This is a genomic window from Mycobacterium sp. AT1, from assembly GCF_002043095.1.
Lineage (GTDB): Bacteria > Actinomycetota > Actinomycetes > Mycobacteriales > Mycobacteriaceae > Mycobacterium.
This window is the reverse complement of sequence record NZ_MVOC01000036.1, coordinates 75,324-91,732: the sequence shown is the minus strand read 5'-3', so window position 1 is coordinate 91,732 and position 16,409 is coordinate 75,324. Positions and strand designations below refer to the sequence as shown.

17 protein-coding genes and 1 pseudogene are annotated in these 16,409 nt (G+C 67.6%); 10 read left to right on the top strand and 8 right to left on the bottom strand.

Annotated features, from left to right (window positions below; translation table 11 throughout):
- Positions 1-5: 5 nt before the first annotated feature.
- The 3 genes from B1790_RS17375 to B1790_RS17365 all read right to left on the bottom strand — a co-directional run bounded on the left by B1790_RS17375 (position 6) and on the right by B1790_RS17365 (position 3,418).
- On the bottom strand, positions 6-824 hold the full coding sequence (locus B1790_RS17375; RefSeq protein WP_079924510.1) for a mycofactocin-coupled SDR family oxidoreductase: 819 nt from the start codon (positions 822-824) through the stop codon (positions 6-8).
- Positions 825-826: 2 nt separating this feature from the next.
- Complete coding sequence (locus tag B1790_RS17370; RefSeq protein WP_079924509.1) at positions 827-1,141, bottom strand: putative quinol monooxygenase; 315 nt, start codon at positions 1,139-1,141, stop codon at positions 827-829.
- 75 nt (positions 1,142-1,216) lie between these two features.
- On the bottom strand, positions 1,217-3,418 hold the full coding sequence (locus B1790_RS17365) for a bifunctional SulP family inorganic anion transporter/carbonic anhydrase (protein WP_079924508.1): 2,202 nt from the start codon (positions 3,416-3,418) through the stop codon (positions 1,217-1,219).
- A gap of 140 nt (positions 3,419-3,558) precedes the next feature.
- Here B1790_RS17365 and B1790_RS17360 point away from each other — a divergent pair.
- Positions 3,559-6,170: pseudogene (locus B1790_RS17360) on the top strand (DNA translocase FtsK).
- 70 nt (positions 6,171-6,240) lie between these two features.
- On the opposite strand, the gene B1790_RS17355 reads toward B1790_RS17360, so the two are convergent.
- The gene (locus tag B1790_RS17355) at positions 6,241-6,756 is read right to left on the bottom strand and encodes an amino-acid N-acetyltransferase (RefSeq protein ID WP_079924506.1); all 516 of its coding nucleotides are present in this window, start codon (positions 6,754-6,756) and stop codon (positions 6,241-6,243) included.
- 43 nt (positions 6,757-6,799) lie between these two features.
- Here B1790_RS17355 and pgsA point away from each other — a divergent pair, with 43 nt between their 5' ends.
- The 4 genes from pgsA to B1790_RS17335 all read left to right on the top strand — a co-directional run bounded on the left by pgsA (position 6,800) and on the right by B1790_RS17335 (position 9,636).
- The gene (pgsA, locus tag B1790_RS17350; RefSeq protein ID WP_079924505.1) at positions 6,800-7,381 is read left to right on the top strand and encodes a CDP-diacylglycerol--glycerol-3-phosphate 3-phosphatidyltransferase; all 582 of its coding nucleotides are present in this window, start codon (positions 6,800-6,802) and stop codon (positions 7,379-7,381) included.
- Positions 7,382-7,494: 113 nt separating this feature from the next.
- Positions 7,495-7,830, top strand: a complete 336-nt coding sequence (clgR, locus tag B1790_RS17345; RefSeq protein ID WP_079924504.1) for a transcriptional regulator ClgR — start codon at positions 7,495-7,497, stop codon at positions 7,828-7,830.
- Between the two features lie 151 nt (positions 7,831-7,981).
- Positions 7,982-8,794 carry a phage shock protein PspA gene (gene pspA / locus B1790_RS17340; protein ID WP_079924503.1) on the top strand — a complete coding sequence of 271 codons (813 nt, stop codon included), beginning with the start codon at positions 7,982-7,984 and terminating at the stop codon, positions 8,792-8,794.
- A 20-nt stretch (positions 8,795-8,814) separates the two neighbouring features.
- Complete coding sequence (locus B1790_RS17335; protein WP_079924502.1) at positions 8,815-9,636, top strand: hypothetical protein; 822 nt, start codon at positions 8,815-8,817, stop codon at positions 9,634-9,636.
- Between the two features lie 4 nt (positions 9,637-9,640).
- On the opposite strand, the gene B1790_RS17330 is transcribed toward B1790_RS17335, so the two are convergent.
- Complete coding sequence (locus B1790_RS17330) at positions 9,641-10,057, bottom strand: DUF5313 domain-containing protein (RefSeq protein WP_079924556.1); 417 nt, start codon at positions 10,055-10,057, stop codon at positions 9,641-9,643.
- Between the two features lie 20 nt (positions 10,058-10,077).
- Positions 10,078-10,515: a limonene-1,2-epoxide hydrolase family protein gene (locus B1790_RS17325; protein ID WP_079924501.1), complete on the bottom strand. Its 438-nt coding sequence runs from the start codon at positions 10,513-10,515 to the stop codon at positions 10,078-10,080.
- Positions 10,516-10,592: 77 nt separating this feature from the next.
- Here B1790_RS17325 and B1790_RS17320 point away from each other — a divergent pair, with 77 nt between their 5' ends.
- The 4 genes from B1790_RS17320 (at position 10,593) to recX (ending at position 13,703) form a co-directional block, all read left to right on the top strand.
- Entirely contained in the window at positions 10,593-11,768 is a 1,176-nt protein-coding gene (locus tag B1790_RS17320; protein ID WP_079924500.1) for a glycosyltransferase, read from the top strand.
- A gap of 10 nt (positions 11,769-11,778) precedes the next feature.
- On the top strand, positions 11,779-11,973 hold the full coding sequence (locus B1790_RS17315; protein WP_056549867.1) for a DUF3046 domain-containing protein: 195 nt from the start codon (positions 11,779-11,781) through the stop codon (positions 11,971-11,973).
- 157 nt (positions 11,974-12,130) lie between these two features.
- On the top strand, positions 12,131-13,183 hold the full coding sequence (recA, locus tag B1790_RS17310; protein ID WP_079924499.1) for a recombinase RecA: 1,053 nt from the start codon (positions 12,131-12,133) through the stop codon (positions 13,181-13,183).
- Positions 13,149-13,703: a recombination regulator RecX gene (recX, locus tag B1790_RS17305; protein WP_079924498.1), complete on the top strand. Its 555-nt coding sequence runs from the start codon at positions 13,149-13,151 to the stop codon at positions 13,701-13,703. Before recA ends, recX begins: the two co-directional genes overlap by 35 nt.
- Here recX and B1790_RS17300 read toward each other — a convergent pair.
- Positions 13,700-14,533, bottom strand: a complete 834-nt coding sequence (locus tag B1790_RS17300; RefSeq protein WP_079924497.1) for an oxidoreductase — start codon at positions 14,531-14,533, stop codon at positions 13,700-13,702. The two genes, recX and B1790_RS17300, sit on opposite strands and share 4 nt — an antisense overlap.
- Positions 14,534-14,675: 142 nt before the next feature.
- On the opposite strand from B1790_RS17300, the gene B1790_RS17295 reads away from it, so the two are divergent.
- Positions 14,676-15,497, top strand: a complete 822-nt coding sequence (locus B1790_RS17295; protein WP_079924496.1) for a helix-turn-helix domain-containing protein — start codon at positions 14,676-14,678, stop codon at positions 15,495-15,497.
- Positions 15,498-15,510: 13 nt separating this feature from the next.
- Here B1790_RS17295 and B1790_RS17290 read toward each other — a convergent pair whose 3' ends face one another.
- Positions 15,511-16,398, bottom strand: coding sequence for an amino acid ABC transporter permease (locus B1790_RS17290; RefSeq protein ID WP_079924495.1), 888 nt, complete (start codon positions 16,396-16,398; stop codon positions 15,511-15,513).
- Positions 16,399-16,409: the final 11 nt, after the last annotated feature.

Genomic DNA, 16,409 nt, shown 5'->3' with positions numbered 1-16,409 from the left:
GGCCGTCAGCGCTTGTTGACGTAACCGTCGTCGACTGGCAGAGCCACCCCGGTGATGTGCTTGCCGGAATCGGCGACCAGCCATGCCACGGTGTCGGCGATGACCTCCGGCTCGACGGTCTCCATGTTGGCGACGCTGGCCATGGTCAGGTCGCCCTCGTTGCCACCGGTCATGTCGGCGAGCCACTTTCGGGTGAACTCGTTGTCGATCATCGGCGTCCGGACACCGGCCGGGTGGATCGAATTCACCCGAATGTTTTGCGGCGACAACAAGTTCGCATACGACCGCATCAGTCCGACCACCCCGTGCTTGGCCGCCGCGTACCCGATGGAGCCGGCGAACGGGGAGCCGAGGCCCACCAACCCCATCACCGAGCTGATGAGCACGATGGCACCGCCGTTGCCCGCCTTGATCATGGGCCGCATCGCGACGTCCACCGTGTGGTGAACGCCGGTGAGGTTGACGTCGATCACGTCGTGCCAGGCGTTTTCGTCCGCCATGGGTGCGATGCCCGCGTTGGCGACGACGATGTCGAGACGGCCACCGAGTTGGTCGACCCCCGACCGCAATGCGGTCTTGAGCGCCGCGCGGTCACGCACGTCGGCCTGAAGCGCCACGATGCGGGATCCCGTGTCCTCCACCAGTTTCACGGTGGCCGCGAGATCGTCGGGAGTGGCCATCGGGTAGGGGACCGACGCGATTTGGTCGCACAGGTCCACGGCGATGACGTCGGCGCCCTCCGACGCCAGCTTCACCGCATGGGCGCGACCTTGGCCGCGGGCCGCACCCGTGATGAATGCGACCTTGCCTGTGAGGGATCCCATGGCTAGGGACGCAGCTGACCCTTGGCGGGATCGCCCGCGACGACCGGTTGCAGCATCTTGATGTCAGGGGCGCCCGCGAGGTGCTCGCCGATGGCGCCGAAGAGCGCGCCGATCGCGGGGGCGGTGCCGTGCGTCTTGAGCGCTTCCTCGTCGGCCCATTGCTCGACGAAGACGAACGTGCCGTTGGCCTCGTGCAGGGAGTACAGCTCGCACCCCGGCTCGGAATGGACCGCTTCGATCGCCGTGGTGCAGGCATCGCGCACCGCGTCGACGGACTCGGGCTTGGCGGTCATGGTGGCGACGACGACGACGGGCATTCGGGTACTCCTCATCGAGTGGATTCGGCACCGAGTGGACTCGGCCCGATTCACACTACCCAGCTGAGGTGGGCGTCAACGGACTACCTCCCGAAGCCCGGTGCCCTGGTTGACCTCCACGATGTCGGCCGCACCGACCAGATACAGCTTTGCGGAAGCCAATTCGAGGAACAGCCCGGCCACGGTGACCGACCCATCCGCGAGCCGCGGTGCGACGAGCGGGTGTTCCTGCAGCGTCTGCATCTGGATCGCCACGTTGACGACGCTGAGTTGGTCGGCGGCGTCGAAGCCAGCCTCCGCGGCCGCCCTGGCCACCGGGTGACCGTCCCTCAGGGCCGTCAGGCTGGCGTGGCCGTGGTCGAGCCAGCGGCCGATCGCCCCGTCGGCGCTGCCGTCGAGGAGGTCGTGCATCGCCTCGCATCCGGAGTGTCCGCAGACCGCGATCGTGTGCACCGACAGGCGCTCGAGGGCGTAGCTGAGCGCCGACTCGACCGACGCGTCGGCCGATCCGCCGGGGACGAGGTTGCCCACGTTGCGGACGTTGAGCAATTCGCCGGGGCCGCTGTCGGTGAGAAGGTTCGGCAGGATCCTGGCGTCGGAACAGGTCAGCAGCATCGTGTGGGGGCTGTGTTCGTCGTCAGAGCCGAACCGTTCGCGCAGGAGCGGGGCCACCCCGTTGCTGTACCTGTCGACGCCGCCGGCGAGGTGCGGGGGCCAGATCAGTCGGAGTGCCGAGATGACGCGCCTGCCCTCGGTGTTGCGTTTCGGCGGCCGGTCGTGGGCGAATTCCATTCGCGCCGTGCCGGTTTCGGTGACCGTCACCTCGTCGCCCGAGGCGCGGCGCTGGCGAATCCATTCCTGGATGGTGTCCATCGCCGCATGGTCGAGGTAGTCGACGTTCAGGTCGACGAACGTGTCGGCGCCGCTGGGAATCGAGTCGAACGCCGCCGTGAGCCTGGGCAGCGCGAGGAACGTGCACGAGCCCGTGATCGCGACGTGCCATCGATCGGGTGCTCCGTCAGCCGACCGCTCGGTGAGGTCCTCGACGACGATGCTGACCCGGACGATCCGCCACGCCGCGATGCCGACGGCCAGCACCAGCCCGATCAGCACCCCTTCGAGCAGGTTGAGGAAGACCACCGCCGTCAGCGTGACGCCGTAGATCAACAGTTCGCCGGTGCGGCGGGCCAGGTCGATGTGCGCCAGTTTGACCAGCTGGACGCCGATGACGATGAGCAGACCGGCCAACGCGGCGTTCGGGATCATCTCGACGACGCCGACCAGGAAGACCGAGAAGAGCAGGAGCCAGACGCCGTGCAGCGCGGCCGATGCGCGTGTCTTGGCGCCTGCCGAGACGTTGGTGGAGCTACGGACGATGACGCCGGTGATGGGCAGACCACCCAGCAGCCCCGAGGACACGTTGGCCGTGCCCTGGCCAACCAGTTCGCGGTTGAAGTCGGTCCGCGCCCCGTCGTGCATCTTGTCGACCGCGCTCGCCGACAGCAGGCTCTCCACGCTGGCGATCAGGGCGACGGTCAGGACGGCGACCGCGATGGCCGACCAGCTGCCCTCGGGCATCGTGGGCAGGCCGATGGCGTCGACCACCGATTCGTCGAGGCTGATGCGGTCGGTGCGAAGGCCCGGCAGGTAGCTGACCGCCGTCGCGATCACCACGGCGACGAGGGCGCCGGGAACGACGCGCAGCGCGCGGGGAGCGAAGCGCCAGGTCAGCATGATGGCGATCACCAATCCGCCGACGAGCACCTCGGACCATTGCGGCGCGAGCAGCTGCGCGGGCAGCGCGGTCAGGTTGCCCCACGCGTTGCTCCGCGGTCCGCCTCCGAGCAGGACGTGGATCTGCTGCAGGGCAATGGTGATGCCGATGCCTGCAAGCATGGCGTGGACGACGATGGGGGCGATGGCCAGCGCCGCGCGGGCGATTCGGCTGAGGCCCAGAAGGATTTGCAACACGCCTGCGGCCGCGGTGATGGCGCAGGTCGCCTTCCAGCCGAACTGCGCGACCAGCTCGGCGACCACGACCGTGAGTCCGGCGGCCGGCCCGCTGACCTGTAGTGGTGACCCGCCGAGGGCCGCGCAGACGATTCCGCCGACGATGGCCGCGATCAGCCCGGCGACGACCGGGGCGCCGGACGCGACGGCAATGCCGATCGACAGCGGAAGCGCCACCAGGAACACCACCAGTGACGCTGGAACGTCGTAGCGAAAGACGTTGTGTAACAAAGGCTTAACATCTTGGATCTTGGCCGGTGGGATCACCGTGTCGAGAGTACCGACGACAACGGATTCCGTCGTGGTGACGTCGGGTGACGCTGGCCACGTTTAACATCGCCGCAGGCGGGGGCTCCGTCGGGCACCTACGGTATTAGTCGTGTCATAGTTAGCTATTTGTTACCTGTGTGGCTAATGGTGAAACTGGGGTTGGTGCGACTAGTCTTTCCCCATGGCTAGTAAGACCGCCGCCCGCTCGGGAGCCCGTTCTAGCAGCTCAAAGCCCCGAGCGCGCACCACGCGCCCCGCCGCCCCGCGGCGTAAGCCCGCGCCACGACGCAATCCCTCTCCGGTAGCCGCTGCGGGCTCCGCGATTGGCAAGGGGGCCCGCGCCAGTTGGCTGATGTTGGCCAAGGGCGCGGGATCCACGGCGCGGTCGGTGGGACGAGCCCGTGAACTCGAGCCGGGGCATCGCCGTGACGGCATCGCGCTCGCCTTGCTCGCGCTGTCCGTCGTGCTCGCCGCCAGCTCCTGGTTCGACGCGGCCCGACCGGTCGGCGGGTGGATCGACTCGGTCGTCCGCACCGTCATCGGCTCCGCGGTGGTGCTGCTTCCCATCGCTCTGATAGCGATCGCGATACTGCTGATGCGCACCGAACCTCACCCGGAGGCGCGGCCCCGGCTCGTCCTCGGCACCGCCATGATCACGCTGCCCGTGCTCGGACTGTGGCATCTGTGGTCGGGCGCGCCCATGGACTCCGCCGACCGGCAGCGCGTCGCGGGCTTCGTCGGATTCGCGATCGGCGGACCGCTGTCCGACGGTCTGACGCCATGGATCGCCACGCCGCTGTTGATCATCGGCATCCTGTTCGGCCTGCTGCTGGTGACCGGCACGACGATTCGTGAAGTGCCCGGCGTCATCCAGGACGTGTTCATGGGCGCCTACCGCGGCGACACCTACGCCGACGACGAGTACGACGACGCCGACTACGACGACGACTATCCCGCCGCGCGCGCCGACGACCTGTCCGACGGCTACTACGACGACCCGGCGTCGACCCGCGCCGACGAGGCGCAGTGGCCGGGCGCGCCACGATCGGGATCGGCGACGGTCCCGGTGAGTCGACTCGGCACGCCGATGGACAACTACCCGTTGGACGAGCCTCTCGCCGACGAGACCCCCACCGCACCCGAGCCCAAGGTCCGGCCGAAGCGCAAGAAGCCGGAGGCGCCGGCACCGGTACCCGCGCCCGTCGCCGAGGACGCCATCACGCTCGACCGCGTCGTCGAGGGGCCGTACACGCTGCCGTCCCTGGAACTGCTGGTCGCGGGGGATCCGCCGAAGCTGCGCAGCGCGGCCAACGACAAGATGATGGAGGTCATCCAGTCGGTGCTCGACCAGTTCAAGGTCGACGCCGCGGTCACGGGGCTGACCCGCGGCCCGACCGTCACGCGCTACGAGGTGGAGCTCGGGCCCGGCGTCAAGGTCGAGAAGATCACCGCGCTGCAGAAGAACATCGCCTACGCGGTGGCCACCGAGAGCGTCCGCATGCTCGCCCCGATTCCCGGCAAGTCCGCCGTCGGCATCGAGGTGCCCAACACCGACCGCGAGATGGTCCGGCTGTCGGACGTCCTGACCGCACCGACCACCCGACGCGACCACCACCCGCTGGTGATCGGCCTCGGCAAGGACATCGAGGGCAACTTCATCTCGGCGAACCTGGCCAAGATGCCGCACCTGCTGGTGGCCGGTTCGACGGGCTCCGGCAAGTCCAGCTTCGTCAACTCCATGCTGGTGTCCCTGTTGTCGCGGGCCACGCCGGAGGAGGTCAGGATGATCCTGATCGACCCGAAGATGGTGGAACTCACGCCGTACGAGGGCATTCCGCACCTCATCACGCCCATCGTCACGCAGCCCAAGAAGGCCGCCGCCGCGCTGGCCTGGCTCGTCGAGGAGATGGAGCAGCGGTACCAGGACATGCAGGCCAACAAGGTCCGCCACATCGACGACTTCAACAAGAACGTGAAGTCCGGGGTGATCACCGCTCCGCTGGGCAGCGAACGGGTCTACAAGACCTACCCGTACATCATCGCCATCGTCGACGAGCTCGCCGACCTGATGATGACCGCGCCCCGCGACGTCGAAGACGCCATCGTGCGCATCACCCAGAAGGCGCGCGCCGCAGGCATCCACCTGATCCTGGCCACGCAGCGGCCCTCGGTCGACGTCGTCACCGGCTTGATCAAGACCAACGTGCCGTCCCGCCTGGCGTTCGCGACGTCGTCGCTGACCGACAGCCGGGTCATCCTGGACCAGCCGGGCGCCGAGAAGCTCATCGGCATGGGCGACGGGCTGTTCCTGCCGATGGGCGCCAACAAGCCCGTCCGCTTCCAGGGTGCCTACATCAGCGACGAGGAGATCTACGCCGTCGTCGCCGCATGCAAGGACCAGGCCGAGCCCGACTACACCGAGGGCGTCACCGCCGCCAAGCCGGGCGGCGAGCGCACCGACGTCGACCCCGACATCGGCGACGACATGGACGTCTTCCTCCAGGCCGTCGAGTTGGTCGTCTCCTCGCAGTTCGGCTCGACGTCGATGCTGCAGCGCAAGCTTCGGGTGGGCTTCGCCAAGGCCGGTCGCCTGATGGATCTGATGGAGACGCGCAGCATCGTCGGCCCCAGCGAGGGATCCAAGGCGCGCGAGGTCTTGGTCAAGCCCGACGAACTGGCCGGCACGCTGATGCTGATCCGCGGCGGCGCGGACGCCAACGGAGCCGACGCTGACGACGACGAGGACTGAGCTGCAACGCCGAACGTGAGCCCACTGCGACTTTCGGGCCGAATTCTCGCAGTGGCGTCACGTTCGGCGCTTACAGCGTCAGCAGCATCCTGGTGTTGCCGAGGATGTTGGGCTTGACGTAGGACAGGTCGAGGAATTCGGCGACGCCGATGTCATACGAGCGGCGCATCTCGTCGTAGACCTCCGCCGTCACCGGGGTGCCTTCGATCTCCTGGAAGCCGTGGCTGCCGAAGAACTCCGTCTCGAAGGTGAGCACGAAGATCCTCTGCAGCCGCAACTCCCTGGCCACGTCGAGAAGCCGCGCCACCACGGCGTGCCCGACGCCGCGCCCCTGCATCCGGGGGTGCGCTGCCACGGTGCGTACCTCACCGAGATCGGCCCACAGCACGTGCAGGGCCCCGCAGCCCACCAACTCGCCGTCCAATTCGGCGACCCAGAACTCCTGGACCGCCTCGTACAGGGTGACGAGGTTCTTCTCCAACAGGATCTTTCCCGCGTAGACGTCGACCAACGACTTGATCGCTGGGACGTCCGACGTGCGGGCCCGACGAACCACGAGATCGTCGTTGAGAGGCGCTCCAGTCACAGCAGTGAGGGTATCGGTTTGGTCTACCGATATTCTGGTCCACGTGCCGGGTCAGTCAGACGTCGATCCGTTGACCCCGCGCGTGAGTGTGGTCAACGTCGCCAACGCGCTCACTGGTCTGCGCATCGTGCTCGTTCCGGTCTTCCTCGTGGCGTTGTTCGTCGGTGACGGCCACGAATCATATTGGCGAGTGGTCGCTTTCATCATCTTCACGGTGGCGGTGATCACCGACCGATTCGACGGCGCCATCGCGCGCAGCTACGGCATGATCACGGAGTTCGGCAAGCTCGCCGACCCGATCGCCGACAAGGCACTCATCGGGGCCGCACTCGTCGGCCTCAGCATTCTGGGCGACCTGCCTTGGTGGGTCACCATTTTGATCTTGGTCCGCGAAGTCGGCGTGACGATTCTGAGGCTCGTCGTCATCCGCAGCGGCGTGATCCCCGCCAGCCGGGGCGGCAAGCTCAAGACGCTCGTCCAGTCCGTGGCGATCGGCCTGTTCGTCCTCCCGCTGGACGGGGCGTGGCTGACGGGGGCCTGGGTGTTCATGTGGGCCGCGATCGTGCTGACCGTTCTCACCGGCGCGGATTACCTGCTCTCGGCGGTGCGCGGCGTCCGCACGTGACGTACGGAGCTTTCCGGAGGCTTTCGGGAACCAATCCGGCAGCCGTGGGCGTTCTGGTTGATAGTGATACCGAATAGATCTGCTACCACGTCCTTCGTTGTGAGGAGACCGCGATGACGACATTGCTTCGCGAGGTGATCGGCGACGTGCTGCGTCAGGCCCGGCTCTCGCAAGGGCGGACGCTGCGAGAAGTGTCCGACGACGCCCGCGTCAGCCTTGGCTACCTATCCGAGGTGGAGCGCGGCCGCAAGGAAGCCTCCAGTGAGCTGCTCAGCGCCATCTGCGGTGCCCTCGAGGTCCCGCTGTCGCGCGTGCTGACCGACGCGGGCGAGACCATGGAACGCCGCGAACGGGTCGCCGCGCGACCGGCCGCCACGGCCAGCGGTGCCACCATCGACTACTCGACGCGCGTCGTAATTCCGCAGGCCGTGTCGATGGCGGTGGCCTGAGCGCGTCCGATCGGCGGAAACGCGAGCGGGGGTGTGGCGATCTGCGTGCAACCGATAAGTTGGCAGGTAGCGAATACTTACGCATGTCGCTGAGCCCCCCGTAAGGGACGGGCACACTGGACTTACTCCAACACGAAGGCGGAACGTACTGATGGCCAACCCGTTCACCAAGGCGTGGAAGTACCTCATGGCCCTGTTCAGCTCCAAGGTCGACGAGTACGCCGACCCGAAGGTGCAGATTCAGCAGGCCATCGAGGAAGCGCAGCGGCAGCACCAGGGGCTGACCCAGCAGGCGGCCTCGGTGATCGGCAACCAGCGTCAGCTGGAGATGCGGCTCAACCGCCAGCTGGCCGACATCGAGAAGCTTCAGGTCAACGTGCGTCAGGCGCTGACGCTGGCCGATCAGGCCGCGACGTCGGGTGACGCCGCGAAGGCAACCGAGTACACGAACGCCGCCGAGGCGTTCGCCGCGCAGCTCGTCACCGCCGAGCAGAGTGTCGAAGATCTCAAGACGCTGCACGACCAGGCGCTGCAGGCGGCCGGTCAGGCCAAGAAGGCCGTCGAGCAGAACGCCATGGTGTTGCAGCAGAAGATTGCCGAGCGCAGCAAGCTGCTGAGCCAGCTGGAGCAGGCGAAGATGCAGGAACAGGTCAGCGCCTCGTTGCAGTCGATGAGTGAGATTGCCGCTCCAGGAAGCACGCCCAGCCTCGACGAGGTCAGGGACAAGATCGAACGCCGCTACGCGAACGCCATGGGCTCCGCCGAGCTCGCCCAGAACTCGGTTCAGGGCCGCATGATGGAGATCCAGCAGGCCAGCGTCCAGATGGCCGGGCATTCCCGACTCGAGCAGATCCGCGCCTCCATGCGTGGGGACGCGCTGCCGTCGGGTGACGCCACCGCGACACCGGCCGCGCCCGCGGCCAACCCGCCGGCGGCGACGCCGGAAAACCCGCTCTCGCAATAGTTCTCGAAGGTAGGTAGCCCATGGCAGCGGAACCTCCGACCGGACGAGTCGAGGGATGGCGCACGCTGGTGCAGCGTGGCGTCGACACCGCGGCCGATTTCTCCGACGTGGTGGCCCAGCGACTCGGAGCCGCCGCCGACCCGCGCGCCAAGCTGCTGCGCAAGCGACGGTGGGCGCTCCGAGGCACGGTGTTCTTCACGTTCTCCACGGGTCTGTGGATCGCGGTCACCGGGGTGCTCGCCTCCTGGGAGGTCATCCCCGCCTGGGTGTTGCCCATCCCCGCCAGCATCGCCGTCGGCGCGGCGTTTCTGGCCACCCTGACGTTCCTTCGATGGCGGTGGCTCAAGCGTTCGCCGCTCCCACCGGAGCGCCGGGTGCGGCGGCTACCGCCGTGGGGTTCGGCGGCCCGGCAGCCGATCGCCGCCCTGAATTCGGCTGAGCGGGGCCTGTTCTCCCTACTGGGCGTGATGGAGCGGGGCAACATGCTGCCCGCCGACGAACTGCGCGACGTCGTCGACGCCGCCAATCAGACCTCGGCGACCATGACGGCGACGGCCAACGAGGTCGTGTCGATGGAGAAGGCCGCCACCTCGGCTCCCCAGTCGCTCGTGCATCTGACCCCGACGATCCGGGCCTTCACCGCCCAGCTCGACAGCGGCGTCCGGCAGTACAACGAAATGGTCGAGGCCGCAGCACGATTGGTGTCGGCGGCCAACTCCGGGTCGATGTCGAGCTCCCCGATGTCGGCCCAGCGTCAACGCCACGAGTTGGGCAACGCGACGGATCGACTGGCCGGCTGGGCGCAGGCCTTCGACGAGCTCGGACACCTGCGCGGCGCCTGACGTCTCAGACGGCGCTGCTGCTCGGCGGACCCGACCGGGGTCCGTACTTCTCGGCGTACGCGTCGTGGATGTGGGCGTCGCGCTGACGGTTGCGGTAGTCGACGAGGCTGGTGTCCAACCCGTGCTTTCGCAGCATGTGGCGGCGCCACACCTTGTTCAGCGCATGCGAGAAGAAGATGAACGGGATCAGGATGGGCACCGTCGTGGACAAGTGCAGATACAACGACATCGGCACGATCCAGAACGGCGTCAGGATCAGCACCGCCGGCACGACCATCCGCAACATCATGCGTCGCGTCGCACCCGGTCCGGCGAGGTCGTCGGCGACCCACTGACGCATCGAGTTGGGCAGTCGCTTGCCGTAGCAATAGCCGATGTACTGCAGGACGTTGGGCTTGGCGGGCCCGACGTCGTTCGTCACGGGGTTCGTCACTGCGTCGGTCACAGCGTCGGCCGCAGCGCCGGAACCGCGAGCCCGACGACGCCTCGCGCCGTGGCCTTGAACATGTCGAAGAAGTCGAAGTAGTCCCGCCACAATGTGATTCGGCCGTCGTGCACCTCGAAGGCGCCGCACACCCAGAACTGCAGCCGCAGTGGCCCAAACACCAGAACGTCGGTGCGCTCGGTGAGCACCGAGGTGCCCTCGGCGGCGATGCGATGGAACTTCACCTCGAAGCCGACGCGGCCCTGACCGCTACGAAGCATTTTGACGATGCGCTGTCGGCCGGTGATGGTCGGCAGGCCGACGTTCTGCCACTTGACGTCGTCGGCGAGCAACGAGTCCGCCGTGTCGAAGTCCTCGTTCTGCACAGCGAACAGGAACCGCTCGACGAGTGCCTTGGTGTCGACCGCGGGCACGGTCGATGTCTGGTCTGTCATGGCCTCACAATAGTCCTCGAGACTCGTCGATCACCTCGTGAGCGCTGGTCACCTGGCGGCTGTGACAGGGTAGTGCGATGCGCGTGGCTGTGGTGGCGGGACCCGATCCCGGCCACGCCTTTCCCGCGATTGCCATGTGCCTGAAGTTCCTCGCCGCCGGTGACGAGCCGACGCTGCTGACCGGCGCTCAATGGTTGGACGTGGCCAGGGATCAGGGTGTCGACTCCGCGTTGCTGGTCGGTCTGGACCCCGTCGACGGCGACGACGACGCCGACTCGGGCGCCAAGCTGCACCGGCGGGCGGCCCGCATGGCCGTCCTGAACCGGCCCGGCCTCGAAGCCCTGAAACTCGACCTGGTGGTCTCGGACGTCATCACCTCCTGCGGGGGGATGGCCGCGGAGATGCTCGGCGTGCCGTGGGTGGAGTTGAATCCGCATCCGCTGTACTTGCCGTCGAGGGGGCTGCCGCCGCTGGGAAGTGGGCTGGCACCCGGCGTGGGTGTGCGCGGTTGGCTGCGCGACACCGCAATGAGAGCGCTGACCGCGCGGTCGTGGCGGGTGGGACAGCGGCAACGCTCGGCGGCGCGCGTCGAGATCGGTCTGCCGCCGTCGGATCCCGGACCGGTGCGGCGACTGATCGCCACCCTGCCCGCGCTGGAGGTGCCGCGACCGGACTGGCCCACGGAGGCCGTCGTCGTCGGACCCCTGCACTTCGAGCCGACGTCGGCGGTGCTCGACGTTCCGGACGGCACCGGCCCGGTGATCGTCGTCGCCCCGTCGACCGCGGTGACGGGCACACAGGGCCTCACCGAGTTGGCACTCGAGTCGCTGGTGCCCGGCCGCACGGTGCCGACCGGCGCGCGGGTGGTGGTGTCCCGGCTGGCCGGTCGAGACGGCGCCGCCGTGCCGCCCTGGGCCGTCGTCGGACTCGGTCGTCAGGACGAATTGCTGTCCCACGCCGACGTGGTGGTCTGCGGGGGTGGACACGGATTGGTGGCCAAGGCGCTCCTCGCGGGGGTGCCGATGGTCGTGGTGCCGGGCGGGGGAGATCAGTGGGAAATCTCCAATCGCGTTGCGCGCCAAGGTAGTGGCCGCCTGGTTCGGCCCCTGACGGGCGGGGCGCTGACCGCGGCAGTCGACGACGTCCTGTCTTCGCCGAGCTACCGGGAGCGGGCCGGCCAGGCGGGCGAAGGCATCGCCGACGTCGCCGATCCGGTACGGGTGTGCCACGACGCGCTCGCGCGGTCTCGGTAAGTTGGTGGGCGTGCGGCTGACGGAATTCCACGAGCTCGTCCACGGCCAGTTCGGCCGGGTGCGAGGCGCCTCGCTGCTCGTCGACCACGTGCTCAGCGGTGTCGGTGGTCGGACCGCCGTCCAGGCGATCGAGGCGGGGATCGATCCGCGCGAGGTGTGGCGGGCCCTGTGTGCCGACTTCGACGTGCCCCGCGACCAGTGGTGACTCACTAGCCGAACCACGCACCGGCGTGTCCGCTTGAATCGAACAGGTGTTCGTCTACTGTGGGCTGTGTTCGACGGGATCTGTCGGTGGTCTGTTCTAGCGTCACGGCCAACCGATCGGAACCGATCGAGAACTCACCAGGACGGAGACGACCACCATGGCACAAGCCCCAGATCGCGAGAAGGCTCTCGAGCTAGCGCTCGCCCAGATCGAGAAGAGTCACGGCAAGGGGTCGGTGATGCGACTCGGCGAAGAGGTGCGCCAACCGATCTCGGTCATCCCGACGGGATCGATCGCCCTGGACGTGGCGCTCGGCATCGGCGGGCTGCCCCGCGGCCGCGTCGTCGAGATCTACGGACCGGAGTCTTCGGGTAAGACCACCGTCGCGCTGCACGCGGTCGCCAACGCGCAGGCCGCAGGCGGCATCGCGGCGTTCATCGACGCCGAGCACGCGCTGGATCCGGACTACGCCAAGAAGCTGGGCGTGGACACCGATTCGCTGCTGGTGTCGCAGCCGGACACCGGTGAGCAGGCTCTCGAGATCGCCGACATGCTGATCAGGTCCGGCGCGCTCGACATCCTGGTCATCGACTCGGTGGCCGCTCTCGTTCCCCGCGCTGAGATCGAGGGCGAGATGGGCGACAGCCACGTCGGTCTGCAGGCCCGCCTGATGAGCCAGGCCCTGCGCAAGATCACCGGCGCCCTGAGCAACTCGAACACCACGGCGATCTTCATCAACCAGCTGCGCGAGAAGATCGGTGTGATGTTCGGTTCGCCCGAAACCACCACCGGCGGAAAGGCGCTGAAGTTCTACGCCTCCATCCGGTTGGACGTCCGCCGCATCGAGACGCTCAAGGACGGCACCGACGCGGTCGGCAACCGCACCCGCTGCAAGGTCGTCAAGAACAAGATGGCGCCGCCCTTCAAGCAGGCCGAGTTCGACATCCTCTACGGCAAGGGCATCTCCAAGGAGGGCTCGCTCATCGACATGGGTGTCGAGCACGGCTTCGTGCGCAAGTCCGGCTCCTGGTTCACCTACGAGGGTGAGCAGTTGGGTCAGGGCAAGGAGAACGCTCGCAACTTCCTGCTCCAGAACCCCGAAGTGGCCAACGAGATCGAAAAGAAGATCAAGGAGAAGCTCGGCATCGGTGCCGTGCTGACCGACGACGCCAGCAATGACAAAGCCCTGCCCGCCCCAGTCGACTTCTGAGTCGGGCGACGAGCAGACGCAGGATCCTCGCGAACGCGAGGAGCAGGCACGCAACGTGTGCCTGCGTCTGCTCACCGTGCGGGCTCGAACCCGGGCCGAGCTGGCCGAGCGGCTGACCAAGCGCGGTTTTCCCGACGACGTCAGTGAGCGAGTGCTGGATCGGCTCACGACGGTCGGGCTGGTCGACGATCAGGACTTCGCCCAGCAGTGGGTGCGGTCGCGTCACGTCAACGCCGGAAAGGGCAAGCGCGCCTTGGCTGCCGAATTGCGCACCAAGGGCGTGGACGACGACCTAATCGCCGAAGCGCTGGCCGACGTAGACGCCGATGCCGAAAGGGTCCGCGCCGAACAACTCGTCGCAGACAAACTGCGGCGCGAGCGGCTCGACGACGACACCGACGACACGCGGGTGACGCGCCGGCTGGTCAGCATGCTGGCCCGCCGGGGCTACTCGCAGTCGATGGCCTTCGACGTCGTGAAGGTGGCGTTGGCCGGCGAGCGGGAGCGTCGCCGGGTCTAGCCGTCGAAGTCAGCCGACAGGCTGACGGTCCGCCAGGCTTCCTGGTCGCGTGCGGTCCGTGCCAGTTTTGCGGCCACGTCCTCGAAGGCATTGGCACCCAACTGAATCCGCTCAGGCAGATCCTGACGGTCAGCCAGGTCGACGATGATCTTCGCGGCCTTGACCGGGTCGCCCTGCTGGCCGTAACTGGAGTCAGTCGCCCAGGTGCGCGCCGCGCCGGCGGTCGAGGCGTAGTCCTCGATGACGTGGCGGGTGAACCCCAGGCTGCTGCCGTCCAGGAAGTTGGTTCGGAACGGCCCAGGCTCGATCGCCACCGATCGGATGCCCAATGGTGCCAACTCGTGCGTCATCGCCTCGGACAACGCTTCGACGGCGAACTTCGTCGCCGCGTACGCGCCCCATCCCGGCCAGGCCACGAATCCCCCGACCGACGAGAGGTTCACGACCAAACCCGTTCCGTGGGCCCGCATGTGGGGGAGCACCGCCCTGGTGATGGCCAACAGGCCGAACACGTTGACGTCGAAGATCGCGCGGATCTCCTCGTCGGAGGTCTCCTCGACGCTCCCCACCAGTCCGCGACCGGCATTGTTGACCAGGACGTCGACGCGGCCGAAGCGCGCGATGGCCGCCCCGACCGCGGCGGTGATCTGGGCCGGGTCGCCGACGTCCACGGCGACGGCGAGCAGCCGGTCCGCGGCATCCGGAATGGCGTCCAGGACGGCCTGCGGATTGCGGGCCGAGGCGACGACGCTGTCGCCCCGGCTGAGTGCTTCACGAGTGATCTCCAGTCCAAAGCCACGCGATGCACCGGTGATGAACCACACAGTCATGTCAAATCCCTTCGTTGCGGTGAGTCGTCCAGCACAACGTGTGGGCAGCGACGGTCGACGCCGCCTGGTGAGCCTCGCTGAACCTAGGTCTGGCAGAACCAGGTTCGGGTCAACGGGCCACCGACTCGGTGATAATGGCGACATGACCACCCGCGAGGAGGAACTCGGAGAATTCCTGCGGTCCCGCCGGGCTCGGCTGACGCCCGCCGAGGTCGGGCTCACTGCGTCGCGCAACGGTCGACGAGTGGCGGGCCTGCGTCGCGAGGAACTGGCATTGCTCGCCGGCGTCAGTCCCGACTACTACGCCCGTCTCGAACAAGGACGGGCCACGAACGTCTCCGCACAAGTGCTCGACGCGGTCTCGGCGGCGCTGCGGCTCGACGCGTTGGAACGCAGCCATCTGGAGGCCTTGATCAGGCCGACCGAGGCGACGCCGGAGGTACCGCGGATCCGGCCCGCGCTCCGTGCCATGGTCGCCGCCCTCGATCCGATTCCCGCGGTCCTCCATGGTCCGCGACTGGAAGTCGTGGCCATGAACGATGCCGCCGCGACGCTCATCGACGACTTCGCAGCGATGCCCCTACCGCAGCGCAACATGGTTCGGTGGATGTTTCTCAACCCCGCGGCGCGCACGCGTTACCCCGACTGGGCAGACGTTGCCGCTCAGATGGTCGCGATCTTGCGGGTGGCGGGTGGACGTGGCGCGGCCGATCCGCACCTAAGCCAACTGGTCGACGAGTTGTCATCGCTGTCAAGGGAATTCAGGAAGTGCTGGGCGACCCGGGAACTGTTCGAGCACACCTACGGTCCCAAGCGCTTCCATCACGAGGCCGTCGGCACGATGACCCTCAACTACGAAACGCTGCACCTGCCAGCAGACCCGGGGCTGTCCCTGATTCTGTACACCGCCGCGGCGGGGTCGCCGTCGGAGGCGAAGTTGCAGGAGCTGCTCGCCAAACGGTGATCGTCGAGCAGCCCTAGATCGTCCCGCCGGCGCCCGCGCCGAACGTGCCCTGGGTGACGGGTGCGACGTGCAACGGTTCCGGGCCGCGCTTGGAGCGGCGCAGCCGGCCCTCGAGCCACGTCGCGAACGCACCGAGGGAGAAGTTGACGCAGATCATCAGCAGAGCGATGACGATCAGGGCGGGAACGTAGTTGCCGTAGGCAGATCCGACCTGTGTGCCCTGCCGCACCATCTCCAGGAACGTGATCTGGTAGCCGATCGCGGTGTCCTTGAGCACGACGACCATCTGCGACACCAACACCGGCAGCATCGAGGTGACCGCCTGCGGAAGCAGGATGGACCGCATGATCTGTCCCCACCGCAGCCCCAGCGCCTCGGCGGCCTCGGACTGCCCGCGGGGTAGGGCGTTGACGCCCGCACGGACGATCTCTGCGATCACCGCGCCGTTGTACAGCGTCAAACCCGTGATGACGCCGGCCAGCGCCAGGTACTTCGACGGGAACACGTCGTAGGTCGCATACAGGAAGTACGCGAAGATCATCATGATCAGCACCGGGACCGCGCGGAAGAACTCCACGATCACCGCGCAGACCCGCCGGATTCCGTTGTGCTGGGACAGCCGGCCGATGCCGAGCAGGAAACCCAGCAGCAGTGCCAACACGATCGACACGGCCGCCGCGGTCAACGTGCCCTGCACGCCCGGCAACACGTAGGTCTTCCAGAGGTTTCCCGTCAGGAACGGTTCCCACTTGGCGGCCGTCAGCTGGCCCTTGGCCTCCAGTTGCGTGTAGACCACCCACGCCACGGCCAGCACCAGCACCACCGTGACGGCGCTGATGAAGCGGTTGCGAATCCGGGCGCGTGGGCCCGGAGCGTCGAACAGCACTGATGCGCCGCTCACCTGTTACCTCT